Annotated in this window: 9 protein-coding genes; 4 read left to right on the forward strand and 5 right to left on the reverse strand. The window is 72.6% G+C overall.

The genetic code is table 11. From position 1 onward, the window contains the following. The first annotated feature begins 114 nt into the window (after positions 1 to 114). From ACQZOG_RS20935 to ACQZOG_RS20945, 3 genes are all read left to right on the forward strand, one after another. Positions 115 to 543, forward strand: coding sequence for a MerR family transcriptional regulator (locus ACQZOG_RS20935; protein WP_033275470.1), 429 nt, complete (start codon positions 115 to 117; stop codon positions 541 to 543). Beyond that, the gene (locus ACQZOG_RS20940; protein ID WP_037641652.1) at positions 540 to 863 is read left to right on the forward strand and encodes a thioredoxin family protein; all 324 of its coding nucleotides are present in this window, start codon (positions 540 to 542) and stop codon (positions 861 to 863) included. The genes ACQZOG_RS20935 and ACQZOG_RS20940 overlap by 4 nt, the downstream gene beginning before the upstream one ends. 122 nt (positions 864 to 985) lie before the next feature. Continuing rightward, positions 986 to 3265, forward strand: a complete 2280-nt coding sequence (locus ACQZOG_RS20945) for a HelD family protein (protein ID WP_430741890.1) — start codon at positions 986 to 988, stop codon at positions 3263 to 3265. 15 nt (positions 3266 to 3280) lie between these two features. Here the strand turns inward: ACQZOG_RS20945 and glgB are convergent, their stop codons facing one another. From glgB to ACQZOG_RS20965, 4 genes are all read right to left on the reverse strand, one after another. Continuing rightward, positions 3281 to 5515 (reverse strand): 1,4-alpha-glucan branching enzyme, encoded by a 2235-nt coding sequence (glgB, locus tag ACQZOG_RS20950; RefSeq protein WP_230229227.1) that lies wholly within the window; start codon positions 5513 to 5515, stop codon positions 3281 to 3283. Positions 5516 to 5804: 289 nt separating this feature from the next. Continuing rightward, entirely contained in the window at positions 5805 to 7223 is a 1419-nt protein-coding gene (locus tag ACQZOG_RS20955; RefSeq protein WP_430741716.1) for a maltokinase N-terminal cap-like domain-containing protein, read from the reverse strand. Between the two features lie 110 nt (positions 7224 to 7333). Then, positions 7334 to 9034 (reverse strand): maltose alpha-D-glucosyltransferase, encoded by a 1701-nt coding sequence (treS, locus tag ACQZOG_RS20960; protein ID WP_037641659.1) that lies wholly within the window; start codon positions 9032 to 9034, stop codon positions 7334 to 7336. Further along, a complete protein-coding gene (locus ACQZOG_RS20965; RefSeq protein WP_401457506.1) occupies positions 9031 to 11205 on the reverse strand; it encodes an alpha-1,4-glucan--maltose-1-phosphate maltosyltransferase in 2175 nt (724 codons plus the stop codon). Before ACQZOG_RS20965 ends, treS begins: the two co-directional genes overlap by 4 nt. 760 nt (positions 11206 to 11965) lie before the next feature. Here ACQZOG_RS20965 and ACQZOG_RS20970 point away from each other — a divergent pair. Continuing rightward, the gene (locus ACQZOG_RS20970; RefSeq protein WP_058916975.1) at positions 11966 to 14584 is read left to right on the forward strand and encodes a glycosyltransferase family 1 protein; all 2619 of its coding nucleotides are present in this window, start codon (positions 11966 to 11968) and stop codon (positions 14582 to 14584) included. 344 nt (positions 14585 to 14928) lie between these two features. Here ACQZOG_RS20970 and ACQZOG_RS20975 read toward each other — a convergent pair whose 3' ends face one another. After that, on the reverse strand, positions 14929 to 15450 hold the full coding sequence (locus ACQZOG_RS20975) for a DUF1990 domain-containing protein (protein WP_033276055.1): 522 nt from the start codon (positions 15448 to 15450) through the stop codon (positions 14929 to 14931). Positions 15451 to 15478 lie beyond the last annotated feature (28 nt).

Genomic DNA, 15478 nt, shown 5'->3' on the forward strand with positions numbered 1-15478 from the left:
GGGCCTCCCGCCGGGCGGCCGGACTCTCCCCCGTGAGTCCGGCCGCCCGGCCTTCCGCGTCACCGGCGCTCCGCCCTTGCCCTGACGCCCGCGTCAAGCCTTACGTTCGACGGCATGCGAATCGGCGAGCTGGCCGCACGCGCCGGGACCACGACGCGGACGCTGCGGTACTACGAGTCCCGCGGGCTGCTGCCCGCACGACGGAACGGGAACGGATACCGGACCTACGACGAGTCCGACCTGAGGCTGCTGCGGCAGATCCGCACCCTCCAGGACTTCGGGTTCGGCCTGGAGGAGACCCGGCCGTTCGTGGAGTGCCTGCGGGCCGGGCACCCCGAGGGCGACTCCTGCCCGGCCTCGCTCCAGGTCTACCGGCGCAAGCTCGACGAGCTCGACACGCTCATCGCCGAACTGGGCGCGGTGCGGGAGCAGGTCGGGCGGCAGCTGGCGAGGGCGGAGGCGGCCCGTGCGGCGCTGGCCGCCGACGCGGCGGTCCCGGGTGGTCCGGAACCGGAGTGCGAACTGGGAGGGGGACCGCGATGAGCGGCGTTCCTGAGGTGACGGACACGGATTTCGCGGAGGAGGTGCTGGGCGCCGGGCTTCCGGTGCTGGTGGAATTCACGGCCGACTGGTGCCCGCCGTGCCGGCAGATGGCGCCGGTGCTGCGGGAGCTGGCCGCGGCGGAGGAGGGCCGGCTGAAGGTGGTCCAGCTGAACGTGGACCGCAACCCGACGACGACCCACGCGTACAAGGTGCTGTCGATGCCGACCTTCGTCGTCTTCCGCGACGGCGAGCCGCTGCGGTCGATGGTCGGCGCGCGGCCGGGCCGGCGGCTGCGGGAGGAACTGCGCGACGTGCTCTGACCCGCCGCCCTCCGCACAAGGAAAACCCCCGGGTAATTGCGCCCGGGGGTTTTCCTTGCGTATATTCGTTCATTCGCGCCTTCATGAAGAGAAGTCGCGAAGAAATTCAGTGAGCACAGTATATCCGGGCGGGAGTGGAATTGTCAAACACCGAATATCCGGACGATGAATTGCGGCACGAACAGGAATTCATCGACGGACTGTACGCACGGGTGGACGTCCTGCGGGGCGACGCCGAGGCCGGTGTGGCGGACGCCCTCGCCCAGGGCCACACACCCCGGCAGGCCCGGCTGGAACGGGACATCCTGGTCGCCGAGCGCTCCGGGCTGCTCGCCGCGCTCAACGCGGTGGACGGCTCCCTCTGCTTCGGGCGCATCGACCTCACGTCCGGGCAGACCCACCACATCGGACGCATCGGCCTGCGCGCCGACGACGACGAGCTCACCCCGCTCCTCATCGACTGGCGGGCCGACGTCGCCCGCCCGTTCTACCTGGCCACCGGCCACACCCCCATGGGGCTGCGGCGCCGCCGGCACATCGCCACCGAGGGCCGCCGGGTCACCGACCTGCACGACGAGATCCTCGACCTCGGCGACGACACCCGCACCGGCCACGAGGACCCCACCGGCGACGCCGTACTGCTCGCCGCCCTGAACTCCGCCCGCACCGGCCGCATGGGCGACATCGTCCGCACCATCCAGGCCGACCAGGACCGCATCATCCGCGCTCCGCACCGGGGCGTCATGGTGGTCGAGGGCGGCCCCGGCACCGGCAAGACCGCCGTCGCCCTGCACCGCGCCGCGTACCTGCTCTACGAGCACCGCGAGCTGCTCGCCCGCCGCGCCGTGCTGATCGTCGGACCCAACCCGGCGTTCCTCGGCTACATCGGCGAGGTGCTGCCCAGCCTCGGTGAGACCGGCGTGCTCCTCGCGACCGTCGGTGAGCTGTTCCCGGGCGTGCGGACCACCCGCACGGACACGCCGGAGGCCGCCGCCGTCAAGGGGCGGGCGGAGATGGCCGGCGTGCTCGCGGAGTACGTCCGCGACCGGCAGGCGCTGCCCGACCCGGTCATCGCGATCGAACACGACCGCGAGGTCCTGATGCTCGACGACGGCCTGGTGAACGTCGCCCGGGAGCGCACCCGCGCCACCAAGCTGCCGCACAACGTGGCACGCGAGCACTTCGAGGGGCACATCCTCAACACGCTCACCGACATGCTCGCCGAGCGCATCGGCACCGACCCGTACGACGGGTCCAACCTGCTCGACCCGAGCGACATCACCCAGATCCGCGACGAGCTGGCCGAGAACCCCGAAGTCTGGTCGGCGATCGACCAGCTCTGGCCGCGCATCACCCCGCAGCGGCTGGTCGCGGACTTCCTCGCCGCCCCGGAGGGCTACCTCCCCGACGAGGACGCCGCCGTGGTCCGCCGCCCGGTCACCCGGCACTGGACCGTCTCCGACGTGCCGCTGCTGGACGAGGCCGCCGAACTCCTCGGCGAGGACGACAGGCTCGCCCGCGACCGCGCCGAACGCGAGCGGCAGCGGCAGATCGCCTACGCCCAGGGCGTGCTGGACGTCTCCTACGCCTCCCGGACCTTCGAGTTCGAGGACAAGGAGGAGGACGACCCCGAGTCCTCCGAGGTGCTGTCCGCGCACGACATCATCGACGCCGAGCGGTTCGCCGAACGGCACGAGGAGGACGACCACCGCAGCGCCGCCGAGCGCGCCGCCGCCGACCGCACCTGGGCGTTCGGGCACATCATCGTGGACGAGGCGCAGGAGCTGTCCCCGATGGCGTGGCGGCTGCTGATGCGGCGCAGCCCCACCCGGTCCATGACCCTCGTCGGCGACCCGGCGCAGACCTCGGAGGCGGGCGGCGTCGGCTCCTGGGAGGGCATCCTCGACCCGTACGTCGAGGACCGCTGGGAGCACCACCGGCTCGGCGTCAACTACCGCACCCCCGCGGAGATCATGGAGGTCGCGGCCGCCGTGGTCCGGGACGCGCACCCCGGCTTCGAGCCGCCCAGCTCGGTCCGCGCCACCGGGGTGAGGCCCTGGGCCCGCGCCGCCGCCGACCTGCCCGCCGCCACCGCCGAGGCGGTCAAGGAGCTCACCCCGAAGGAGGGCCGCCTCGCGGTCATCGCGCCGCGCGAGCTGCACCGCACCCTCGCCGCCCGCCTGGACGGGGTCACGGCGGGCGCCGAGCCGGACCTCACCCACCAGGTGGTGCTCCTCGACCCGCGCCAGGCCAAGGGGCTCGAGTTCGACTCGGTCCTGGTGGTCGAGCCGGGCCGCTACGGCACCAGCGACCTGTACGTGGCGCTCACCCGCGCCACGCAACGGCTCGGCGTGCTGCACACCGAGCCGCTCCCGGAGCCGCTGGCCAAGGCGCTCGCGTAGACCGTCCGCCCGCCGTCAGGCCGGGCGCAGCCACACCGTCGCCAGGGGCGGCAGGGTCAGCCGGATGCTCGCCGGCAGGCCGTGCCACCCCTGCGGCTCCGGCTTCACCGGGTCGGGGTTGGTGACGTCGGAGCCGCCGTAGCGGGCCGCGTCGGTGTTCAGGGCCTCGTGCCAGGCGGGCACGTCGTCCGGGACGCCGATGCGGTAGTCGTGCCGCACCACGGGCGCGAAGTGGGACACCGCGAGCAGCGGCGAGCCGTCGGCGTCGTACCGCAGGAACGCCAGCACGTTGTCGTCGGCGGCGTCCCCGGTCACCCAGCGGAAGCCGGCCGGCTCGGTGTCGTACTGCCACAGTGCGGGGCTGGCCCGGTAGACCGTGTTGAGGTCGCGCACCAGGTCCCGCACCCCGCGGTGGTCGGCCTCCGCGCCGTAGTGCGGGTCGAGCAGCCACCAGTCGGGGCCGTGCGCCTCCGACCACTCCGCGCCCTGCGCGAACTCCTGCCCCATGAAGAGGAGCTGCTTGCCGGGGTGGGCCCACATGAAGCCCAGGTAGGCGCGCAGGTCGGCGCGCTGCCGCCACCAGTCGCCCGGCATCTTCGACACCAGGGACCGCTTGCCGTGCACCACCTCGTCGTGGGAGATCGGCAGCACGTAGTTCTCGCTGTACGCGTACACCATCGAGAACGTCATCTCACCGTGGTGGTACCTGCGGTGCACCGGCTCGTGGCTCATGTACTCCAGCGAGTCGTGCATCCAGCCCATGTTCCACTTCAGCCCGAAGCCCAGCCCGCCGAAGCCGCTCGGACCGCGGTGGTGGGTGGCGCGGGTGACGCCGTCCCAGGCGGTGGACTCCTCGGCGATCGTCACGACCCCCGGCACCCTGCGGTACACGGTCGCGTTCATCTCCTGCAGGAACGCCACCGCGTCCAGGTTCTCCCGGCCGCCGTGCTCGTTCGGCGTCCATTCGCCGGGCTCGCGCGAGTAGTCCAGGTAGAGCATGGAGGCGACCGCGTCGACCCGCAGCCCGTCGATGTGGAACTCCTCGCACCAGTACAGGGCGTTCGCCACCAGGAAGTTGCGCACCTCGCGCCGCCCGAAGTCGAACTCCAGGGTGCCCCAGTCGGGGTGCGCGGCGCGCAGCGGATCGGAGTGCTCGTACAGCGGGCGGCCGTCGAACTCGGCCAGCGCCCACTCGTCACGCGGGAAGTGCGCGGGCACCCAGTCCATGATCACGCCGATGCCGGCCCGGTGCAGGGCGTCCACCAGGTACTTGAAGTCGTCCGGGGTGCCGAGCCGGGCGGTCGGCGCGTAGAAGCCGGTGACCTGGTAGCCCCACGACCCGCCGAAGGGGTGCTCGGCGACCGGCATCAGCTCGACGTGCGTGAAGCCCAGGTCCTTCACATACGCGGGGAGCTGCTCGGCGAGCTGCCGGTAGGTGAGGCCCGGACGCCAGGAGGCCAGGTGCACCTCGTACACGGAGAGCGGCGCCCGGTGCGCGGGCACCTCCGCCCGCCGCTCCAGCCACTGCGCGTCACCCCACTCGTACCGGGACGACGTGACGATCGACGAGGTGGCCGGCGGCACCTCCGTGCGGCGGGCCATCGGGTCGGCGCGCAGGGTCTTCGAACCGTCGGGGCGGGTGATCTCGAACTTGTACAGCTCGCCCTCGCCGATCCCCGGCACGAACAGCTCCCACACCCCGGTCGAGCCCAGCGAGCGCATCGGGAAGCCGGTGCCGTCCCAGAAGTTGAACGAGCCCGCGACCCGCACGCCCCGCGCGTTCGGCGCCCACACGGAGAAGCGGGTGCCGGTCACCCCCTGGTGGGTCATGGGGTGCGCGCCCAGCACCGTCCACAGCTCCTCGTGCCGGCCCTCGCCGATCAGGTGCAGGTCCAGCTCGCCCAGCGTGGGCAGGAAGCGGTAGGCGTCCTCCGTCTCCAGCTCGGTCCCCTCGTACGCGACGCGCAGCCGGTACGCGGGGACCTCCCGCAGCGGCAGCAGGCCGGAGAAGAAGCCGTCGCCGTCGTCGTGCAGGTCGACGGTCATGCCGCCGGACACCACGGTCACCGCGCGGGCGTACGGGCGGAACGCCCGGAAGGCGACCCCGCCGGGTACGGGGTGCGCGCCCAGGACGGAGTGCGGGGCGTGGTGGGTGCCGTGCAGGAGGCGGTCGCGGTCGTCGGCGTCGAGAGCGGGGGAGACGGCGAGCTCCGCCTCCGGCGGGGCGAGCTGCGGTGCCTTTTCCGGCACCGGTGCCGGAGGCGCCGCCGGCGTTGTCCGTGCGGTCTTCGGCCCGGCAGTCGTCCGTTTCGGGCCGGCCGTCGCTGAGGGCGTTGCCCGGGTGCCGCCCGCGCCCACCCGTGCCGCCCCAGCGGCACGACTGCCCGCGGGCTGCGTAGTTGCCTTCTTCGCGGGCTTCTTCTTCCGCGTGGGTGCCGGTGGCTCGGTGGGCCGCTGGTCGGCCGGGTGCTCCGGGGGCGGACCGCTGGACTCGGGGCGGGGGGTCACGGGCGAAGCCTCCTGGACGCGGGTCGGGTGGTCAGGTCGGGTCGGCCGAGGCGAGCCGGCGCAGCGCCGCCAGCGGCACGGGCAGCCAGTCGGGGCGGTGCCGTGCCTCGTACACCGCCTCGTAGACCGCCTTGTCGGTCTCGTACGCGCGCAGCAGCACCGGCTCGGTGCGCGGGTCACGGCCGGCGGCCTCCGCGTACCCGGAGCAGTAGGCCGCCCGGCAGTGGGCGGCCCAGTCGGGCTGCGGCGGGTCCGTCGTGCGCGCCGCGTAGTCGAAGGAGCGCAGCATGCCCGCCACGTCCCGCACGGCCGGCTGCGGCATCCGGCGCTCGGCCAGCGGCCGGGCCGGCTCCCCCTCGAAGTCGATCAGCGACCAGGTGCCGGCCGGGGAGCGCAGGCACTGCCCCAGGTGCAGGTCGCCGTGGACCCGCTGGGCGGTCCAGGTGCGGCCCTCGGACGCGAGGTCGTCCAGCGCGGTGTACGCCGAGCGCAGATCCTCCGCGTACGGCCGCAGCGCGGGCACCGCGTGCACGGCCGCCTCCAGCCGCTCGGTCATGCCGTCGACCAGGGCGCGCATGGGCACATGACCCAGGGTGACCGTGGGCAGGGCACGCGCCAGCGCGGTGTGCACCTCCGCGGTGGCCCGCCCGATGGCCCGCGCCTCGGCGACGAAGTCCTCGCCCTTGGCGAGTTCCCGCAGCGACAGCTCCCAGCCGTCGGTGGCGCCCTGCACGAAGGGCTGGAGCACGCCCAGGACGTACGGCTCGGGGGTGTGCGACGGCCCGGCCGTGTCCTCGGCGTCGGCGACCAGCCACGCGGTCGGCGGGGGCACCCGGGGGCAGCCCTCGCGGGCGAGCGCCAGCGGCAGCTCCAGGTCGGGGTTGATGCCGGGCACCACCCGGCGCATCAGTTTCAGGATGAACGTGTCGCCGTAGACGACCGACGAGTTCGACTGCTCGACGGTCATCAGGCGCGGCACCAGCCCGGGACGGATCTCCTGGCGGGGGTCCCGCTCGAAGCGAAGCCCACCGATCCGGGCCTGGGTGCGCAGGGCCTCCAGGAGCAGGTCGGCGGGCCGGGTGTCGTGCAGGGCCTCGTAGACCGTCCGTCCGGCCAGGGGACCCTGCGACACATGACCGATCAGCGCGGGCGCCAGCCGGGGCGGCAGCGCCTCGCGCACGCCTATGAACAGCTGGTAGCAGTCGCCCGGCTGCTCCGACCCGCCATGCCCGGGCTGGAGGGGCTGATGGGCGCGCACCAGCAGGTGGTAGAGGCCCAGCTTGGCGCCGGCCGGCAGCAGCTCGGTGGCCGCGACCAGGTCGAACCCGGTGACCGGGCGGCCCTTCCCGGCGAACCAGCGCTGTCTCGGCAGCCACTCCCGCAACAGTGGATCCAGTGACGCAAGGAGGCCGGGCGGGGTCGTGACGGTGCGTGTGACGGCTTCCGACATGGCGTCGCGTCCTTTCCCCTCTGTCGGCGCGCCACGGGGCGCCGCCGGTGGGCGGGGTGTTACTCATGCGTGCCCCGGGCGGAGCGGGAGAAACCGCCCCGCCCCGGGTTCTACGCGGCGTCCTTCCGGAGCCGGAACCAGTAGAAGCCGTGCCCTCCGAGCGTCATCAGGTACGGCAGCTCGCCGACCGCCGGGAAGCGCACCCCGCCGAACAGCTCCACCGGGTGCCGCCCCTCGAAGGCGCTGAGATCCAGCTCCGTGGGCTGCGCGAAACGGGAGAAGTTGTTGACGCAGAGGACGAGGTCGTCCTCGTACTCGCGGAGGAAGGCGAGGACGGCGGGGTTGGAGGAGGGCAGCTCGGTGTAGGAGCCGAGGCCGAAGGCGGGGTTCTGCTTGCGGATCTCGATCATGCGCCGGGTCCAGTGGAGCAGCGACGAGGGTGAGGCCATGGAGGCTTCGACGTTGGTGACCTGGTAGCCGTAGACCGGGTCCATGATCGTGGGGAGGTAGAGGCGGCCGGGGTCGGAGGAGGAGAAGCCGGCGTTGCGGTCGGGGGTCCACTGCATGGGGGTGCGCACCGCGTCGCGGTCGCCGAGCCAGATGTTGTCGCCCATGCCGATCTCGTCGCCGTAGTAGATGATCGGCGAGCCGGGCAGGGACAGCAGCAGGGCGTTGAAGAGTTCGATCTGGTTGCGGTCGTTGTCGAGGAGGGGTGCGAGGCGGCGGCGGATGCCGATGTTGGCGCGCATGCGGGGGTCCTTGGCGTATTCGGCCCACATGTAGTCGCGTTCCTCGTCGGTGACCATCTCCAGGGTCAGCTCGTCGTGGTTGCGCAGGAAGATGCCCCACTGGCAGCCCGACGGGATGGCGGGGGTCTTGGCGAGGATCTCGGAGACCGGGTAGCGGGACTCCCGTCGTACCGCCATGAAGATGCGGGGCATGACGGGGAAGTGGAACGCCATGTGGCATTCGTCGCCGCCGGCGGCGTAGTCGCCGAAGTAGTCGACGACGTCCTCGGGCCACTGGTTCGCCTCCGCCAGCACCACCGTGTCCGGGTACTGCGTGTCGATCTCCTTGCGGACCCGCTTCAGGAACGCGTGGGTCTCCGGGAGGTTTTCGCAGTTCGTCCCTTCCCGCTGGTACAGATACGGCACCGCGTCGAGCCGGAACCCGTCGATGCCGAGGTCCAGCCAGAACTTCAGCGCCGAGATCATCTCCTCCTGCACGGCCGGGTTCTCGTAGTTCAGGTCCGGCTGGTGCGAGAAGAAGCGGTGCCAGTAGTACTGCTTGCGTACGGGGTCGTACGTCCAGTTCGACGCCTCGGTGTCGACGAAGATGATGCGCGCGTCCTGGAACTGCTTGTCGTCGTCGGCCCACACGTAGTAGTCGCCGTACGGACCGTCGGGGTCGCGCCTGGACTCCTGGAACCACGGGTGCTGGTCGCTGGTGTGGTTCATGACGAAGTCGATGATCACGCGCATGCCGCGCTGATGGGCCGAGTCGACGAACTCCACGAAGTCGGCGAGGTCACCGAACTCCGGCAGGACGGCGGTGTAGTCGGCCACGTCGTACCCGCCGTCGCGCAGCGGCGACTTGAAGAACGGCGGCAGCCACAGGCAGTCGACGCCCAGCCACTGCAGGTAGTCCAGCTTGGCGGTCAGACCCTTCAGGTCACCGATGCCGTCCCCGTTGCTGTCCTGGAAGGAGCGGACGAGGACCTCGTAGAAGACGGCGCGTTTGAACCAGTCGGGGTCCCGGTCCTTGGCGGGGGTGTCTTCGAAGGTGTCCGGGACGGGTTCGTTGACGCTCATGTGGCGGATGACCCTCCGATCTGCGGGGTGGACGGTCGCAGAACCGTGCTGTGCGGCCCGGAAGGCCCGTTCCCGGACCCTCCGCCGACGACGAGTACATGTGCCCCGCCCGGACCGAGACGCACATAGTTGGCGCTGCCCCATTGATAGGTCTCACCGGTGAGCTCGTCGCGCACCGGCACCGACTCGTGCCAGTCCAGGCCGAGTTGCGGCATGTCCAACGAGACCGTCGCCTCCTGGGTGTGCCGGGTGTCGAGATTGGCGACCACGAGCACCGTGTTGCCGTCCCGCCGCTTCGAGTAGGCGATGACCTCCTCCTTGTCCGACCGGTGGAAGTGGAGGTCGCGGAGCTGCCGCAGGGCCGGGTTCTCGCGCCGGATGGTGTTGAGGCGGGTGATCAGGGGTGCGATGGTGCGGCCCTCGCGGGCGGCGGCTTCCCAGTCGCGGGGTTTGAGCTGGTACTTCTCGCTGTCGAGGTACTCCTCGCTGCCCTCGCGCAGCGGGGTGTTCTCGCACAGTTCGTAGCCGCTGTAGATGCCCCAGGCGGGGGAGAGGGTGGCGGCGAGGACGGCGCGGACCTCGAAGGCGGGCCGGCCGCCGTGCTGGAGGTAGGCGTGCAGGATGTCGGGGGTGTTGGCGAAGAAGTTGGGCCGCATGTAGGAGGCGGCCTCCCCCGACAGTTCGGTGAGGTACTCCGTCAGTTCCTGTTTGGTGGTGCGCCAGGTGAAGTACGTGTAGGACTGCTGGAAGCCGATCTGGGCCAGGGTGTGCATCATCGCCGGGCGGGTGAAGGCCTCCGCCAGGAAGATGACGTCCGGGTCGCTGCCGTTGATCTCCCCGATGACGCGTTCCCAGAAGACGACGGGTTTGGTGTGCGGGTTGTCCACGCGGAAGATCCGCACCCCGGCGTCCATCCAGTGCCGCAGGACCCGGCAGGTCTCGGCGACCAGGCCGTCCATGTCGGCGTCGAAGGCGATCGGGTAGATGTCCTGGTACTTCTTCGGCGGGTTCTCGGCGTAGGCGATGGAGCCGTCGGGGCGGTGGTGGAACCACTCGGGGTGCTTGTGCACCCAGGGGTGGTCGGGGGAGCACTGCAGGGCGAAGTCGAGGGCGACCTCCATGCCCAGGTCCCGGGCGCGGTCCACGAACCGGGTGAAGTCCTCCAGCGTGCCCAGCTGGGGGTGGACGGCGTCGTGGCCGCCCTCGGGGGAGCCGATCGCCCACGGCACACCCACATCGTCCGGGCCGGCGTCCAGGCTGTTGTTGGGGCCCTTGCGGAAGGTGGTGCCGATCGGGTGGATCGGGGGCAGGTAGACGACGTCGAAGCCCATCGCCGCAATCGCCGGGAGCCGGCGCGCGGCCGTGTCGAAGGTGCCGTGCGGCTGCTCGGGCGTGCCCTCGGAGCGGGGGAAGAACTCGTACCAGGACCCGAACAGCGCCCGTTCCCGCTCCACCAGCAGGGGCAGCGGCTCGCTGCTGGTGACCAGCTCCCGCAGCGGATGCCGCGCCAGCACCGCGTCCACCTCCGGCGTCAACGCCGCCGCCAGCCGGGCCGCCGCCGGGCGTTCCGTGTCGCGCAGCGCCGCCACGGCCGCGCGCAGCACCTCCCGGTCGCCGGACCCGGGCACCTGTTCCGCCGCCCGCTCGTGCAGCCGGGCGCCCTCCTCCAGCACCAGCTCGGTGTCGATGCCCGCCGGGACCTTGATCTGCGCGTGGTGCCGCCAGGTGGTGACCGGGTCGCCCCACGCCTCCACCGCGTACGTCCACAGACCCGTGCGGGTCGGGGTGACGGTCGCCCCCCACCGGTCCGTGCCCGGCGCCAGCTCCCGCATCGGCGTGAACGGACCCGGACGCCCCTCCGGATCCCTCAGCACCACGTCGGCCGCCACCGCGTCGTGCCCCTCACGGAACACCGTCGCCGTCACCTCGAACGCCTCGCCCACCACGGCCTTCGCGGGCCGGCGGCCCTGCCGCACCAGCGGCCGGACGTCCAGCACGGGGATGCGTCCCACGGAGGTCCCGGGGGCCGCCGGGGGAGTGGTGCCGCGTGCGACGGCCGGGGCGGGACCGGTGCGGGGCGGGCGGCCGCGCGCGGGCGCTGTGCCGCTGCGGGCGGCGGACGCCTCGGTGCCGGACGGCGAGGGGGATGACGAGTGGTGCTTGGCGGGCATGACCGCTCCTGTCCGCGTCAACGAAGGGTGGGCGGATGACTGTGGGGAGGTGGGTCCTGCGGGGTCCCCGTGGGGTGTACCCGCAGGAGCCTTCCCACACCGTTCGGGTGGGCAATCCGGCCCTTTGTTAACTACTCACGCGTATGTCGACACACAAGACCGGCCGGTGCCCCTCGGCGCCCCAGGGTCCGGAGCGCACCCGTGCTGGGTTCGTTCCCACCGGCGGCGGGCGCTTCGAAGCGTGCGCGGCCCCCCGGCGCACGCGGGCGCCGCGGCGGACCGGGACACGCGCCGCGAGTGCGTCACCCGCCCCGCCCGGTGACCAGCGGCTTCCCCGAACGCGCCGTCCGCCACCCGTCCGGGGCGGGTCGGCACGCCCACGCCGTGCGTCGGCGGCGGCCCGTGACCGGTGGGACGGGCGGGGCGCAAGGGGCGCGCGAGGCGAGAACACCGCAGGTGACGTGGGGGCGAACCCGTCGGCGGGCGGAAACGGCCGGTTTCTTGCCCTGCCCGGCGACCGGCCCGGGGCGTGCGGTGCGACACGGGTCGCGGAGCGGCGGCGCGACGCGCGGGGTGAAGTGTGACAAGGCCGTACATGGGGCCGGAATCGGCCATGTCCACTGTGCGGTGAATCGTTTGGACGGGGCAGGCGAGGTACCCGTGTCCCCCGGCCTCCCCCGCGGACGGTGTCCGCGCCGGTACTGTCGGCTGCGATACCCGGACGCACACCGCGTCTCTCACGAACGCGCCGAGGTGGCTTGTGAAGGCTATCCGTCGATTCACCGTCCGACCCGTGCTCCCCGAACCCCTCCGGCCGCTGAGCGACCTGGCCCGCAATCTGCGCTGGTCCTGGCACACCGGAACCCGTGACCTCTTCCGCTCCGTCGACCCCGAACGCTGGGCCGCGGCCGGCGGCGACCCCATGCGCCTGCTGGGCAGCGTCCCCACCGAGCGGCTCACCGAGCTGGCCGGCGATCGCGACTTCCTCGACCGGCTCGCCGCGGTCGCGGACGACCTGGACACCTACATGACCGGCGACCGCTGGTACCAGCGGCAGAGCGGCCGGCTGCCCGCCGCCGTCGCCTACTTCTCCCCCGAGTTCGGCATCACCGCCGCCCTGCCCCAGTACTCGGGCGGGCTCGGCATCCTGGCCGGCGACCACCTCAAGGCCGCCAGCGACCTCGGCGCCCCGCTGATCGGCGTCGGCCTGCTCTACCGGCACGGCTACTTCCGCCAGTCGCTGTCCCGCGACGGCTGGCAGCAGGAGCACTACCCCGTCCTCGACCCGCACGAGCTGCCCCTGGACCAGCTCAAGGAGGCCGACGGCGCCCCCGCCCGGATCACCCTCGCCCTGCCCGGCGACCGCTCCCTGCGCGCCCGCGTCTGGGTCGCCCAGGTGGGCAGGATCCCGCTGCTCCTGCTCGACTCCGACATCGAGGAGAACGACCTCATCGAGCGCGGGGTGACCGACCGGCTCTACGGCGGCGGCAGCGAGCACCGGCTCCTCCAGGAGATGCTCCTCGGCATAGGAGGTGTCCGCGCCGTCCGCACGTACTGCAGGCTCACCGGGCACGCGGCGCCGGAGGTGTTCCACACCAACGAGGGGCACGCCGGGTTCCTCGGCCTGGAGCGGATGGCGGAGCTGCGCGCCGGAGGACTCGACTTCGACGCCGCCCTGGAGGCGGTCCGCGCCGGGACGGTGTTCACCACGCACACGCCCGTGCCGGCCGGCATCGACCGCTTCGACCGCGAACTGGTCGCCCGGCACTTCGGCCCGCACGCGGAGCTGCCGAACCTGGAGGTCGACCGCATCCTGCGGCTCGGCATGGAGACCTACCCCGGCGGCGAGCCCAACCTGTTCAACATGGCCGTGATGGGCCTGCGCCTCGCCCAGCGGGCCAACGGCGTCTCCCTGCTGCACGGCCAGGTCAGCCGGGAGATGTTCGCCGGACTGTGGCCCGGGTTCGATCCCGAGGAGGTGCCCATCACCTCCGTCACCAACGGGGTGCACGCGCCCACCTGGGTCGCCCCCGAGGTGTACCGGCTCGGCGCCCGGCAGATCGGCACCCAGCGCGCGGAGGAGGCGCTCAGCATCGGCGACTCCGACCGCTGGGACTCCGTCGCCGACATCCCCGACCAGGACATCTGGGACCTGCGCCGGTCGCTGCGCGAGCTGCTGGTGCTGGAGGTACGGGAACGGCTGCGCGCCTCCTGGCGGCAGCGCGGCGCCGGAACCGCCGAACTGGGCTGGATCGACGGCGTCCTCGACCCGGACGTGCTCACCATCGGCTTCGCCCGGCGCGTCCCGTCGTACAAGCGGCTGACGCTGATGCTGCGCGACCGGGACCGGCTGATGGACCTGCTGCTGCACCCCGAGCGGCCCGTGCAGATCGTGGTCGCGGGCAAGGCCCACCCGGCGGACGACGGGGGCAAGCGGCTCATCCAGGAGCTGGTCCGCTTCGCCGACGACCCGCGGGTGCGGCACCGGATCGTGTTCCTGCCCGACTACGGCATGGCGATGGCGCAGAAGCTGTACCCCGGCTGCGACATCTGGCTGAACAACCCGCTGCGGCCGCTGGAGGCGTGCGGCACCAGCGGGATGAAGGCCGCGCTCAACGGCGGGCTCAACCTGTCCGTGCTGGACGGCTGGTGGGACGAGTGGTTCCAGCCCGACTTCGGCTGGTCCATCCCCACGGCGGACGGCGCGGGGACCGACCCGGACCGGCGCGACGACATAGAGGCCGCGGCGCTGTACGACCTGCTGGAGCAGCGGGTGACCCGCACCTTCTACGAGCGCGGGCGCAGCGGGCTGCCGGACCGGTGGATCGAGATGGTCCGGCGGACGCTGAGCCTGCTCGGGCCGAAGGTGCTGGCCGGGCGCATGGTGCGGGAGTACGTGGACCGGCTGTACACGCCGGCCGCGCACGCGCACCGGGCGATGGACGCGGACGCGGCCCGGGAGCTCGCCGAGTGGAAGGCGGCGGTGCGGGGGGCGTGGCACGGGGTGACCGTCGACCACGTCGAGACGTCCGTGGCCTCCGCCACCGCCGAGCTGGGCAGCACGCTGGCCCTCCGGGTGCGGGTGGGGCTGGGGAGCCTGCGGCCGGAGGACGTGGAGGTGCAGGCCGTCGCGGGGCGGGTGGACGAGGAGGATCGCATCACGGACGCGGTCGCCGTGCCGCTGAAGCCGGTGGGTGTTCCCGGGGCGGGGGGCGAGTGGGTCTACGAGGGCCCGCTGGCCCTCGACCGGACGGGGCCGTTCGGGTACACGGTGCGGGTTCTTCCCAGCCATCGGCTGTTGGCGTCCGGGGCGGAGCTGGGTCTGGTGGCGGTGCCACCGGAGGATGTCGCCGAGGCGGCGGGCTTACTGATGCGGTGAGATGACGCCCTTCAGGGGCGCGGGGAACTGCGCGACCAGCCCCCGACGGCCGGCACCCGAGTACCCGTCGGGGGCGTTACGCTGCGAGGCGCCTTAGGGGCGCGGGGAACTGCGCGATCAGCCACGGATGGCCCGCGCCCGGCGGTGAACAGTGCCTGGCACTCTCGTGGCCGTGGGGGCGTTGCACACCTCGGTGCTGCGAGGTGCCGCCTGCGCCCACCCGTGCCGCCCCAAGCGGCACGACTGCCCGCAGGCGGAGGCGCCTTAGGGGCGCGGGGAACTGCGCGATCAGGCCCCGACAGCCCGCACCCGGCGATGGACAAGGCCCCGCACCCCCGTAACCCTCAGGCGTCCTCCACGCCTCGGGTCGCCAGGCGGCGGAGGGTCTTGCCGGCGCGGCGGGCGTACGCGTGCTGGAGGGACCGGGTAGCCGCGCCACCCGCTCGGGCGTACCAGCGGGCCGGGCGGCTGAACGCCGAGACCGTGAGCCACACCGTGCCGTCACCCGTACGGTGCACCACGAACGCCTCCTCCCCGCTCTCCGGATGCCCCGCCAGCGTCCCGTACGCCCACCCCGCCTCGCGGTACTCTTCCGCCGCCCACACGACCCGGCAGGGCGCCTTCACCAGCCCCGCCAGGGTGACGGTGACGTCGACGCCGGCCGCGGCCCGGTCCGCCGAGGCGTCGATGCCGACCCCCATCTCCCGGTGCATCTCGAAACCGAACAGCGCGTCCACCGCCTGGTGGAACACCTTCTCCCCCTCGCCGAGCCGCGTGCGCTCCCTCAAGTGGTGAAATCCCGGAGGGCAGAACTCGGGATCCCGGCTCGCGCCGACGTGGTCGTAGGTGAAGTCCGCCGAAGACATAGGACCCAAGCCTAGGCGGTGGCCCCGA

Source organism: Streptomyces sp. P13-3-3 (genome assembly GCF_050571355.1).
Taxonomy (GTDB): Bacteria; Actinomycetota; Actinomycetes; order Streptomycetales; family Streptomycetaceae; genus Streptomyces; species Streptomyces althioticus.

What these genes read in the sequence shown, in the direction of transcription:
- ACQZOG_RS20940 (WP_037641652.1), top strand. Translation starts at nt 540, where the DNA reads ATGAGCGGCGTTCCTGAGGTGACGGACACGGATTTCGCGGAGGAGGTG.
- ACQZOG_RS20965 (WP_401457506.1), bottom strand. Translation starts at nt 11,205, where the DNA reads ATGCCCGCCAAGCACCACTCGTCATCCCCCTCGCCGTCCGGCACCGAG.
- treS (WP_037641659.1), bottom strand. Translation starts at nt 9,034, where the DNA reads ATGAGCGTCAACGAACCCGTCCCGGACACCTTCGAAGACACCCCCGCC.
- ACQZOG_RS20955 (WP_430741716.1), bottom strand. Translation starts at nt 7,223, where the DNA reads ATGTCGGAAGCCGTCACACGCACCGTCACGACCCCGCCCGGCCTCCTT.
- ACQZOG_RS20935 (WP_033275470.1), top strand. Translation starts at nt 115, where the DNA reads ATGCGAATCGGCGAGCTGGCCGCACGCGCCGGGACCACGACGCGGACG.
- ACQZOG_RS20975 (WP_033276055.1), bottom strand. Translation starts at nt 15,450, where the DNA reads ATGTCTTCGGCGGACTTCACCTACGACCACGTCGGCGCGAGCCGGGAT.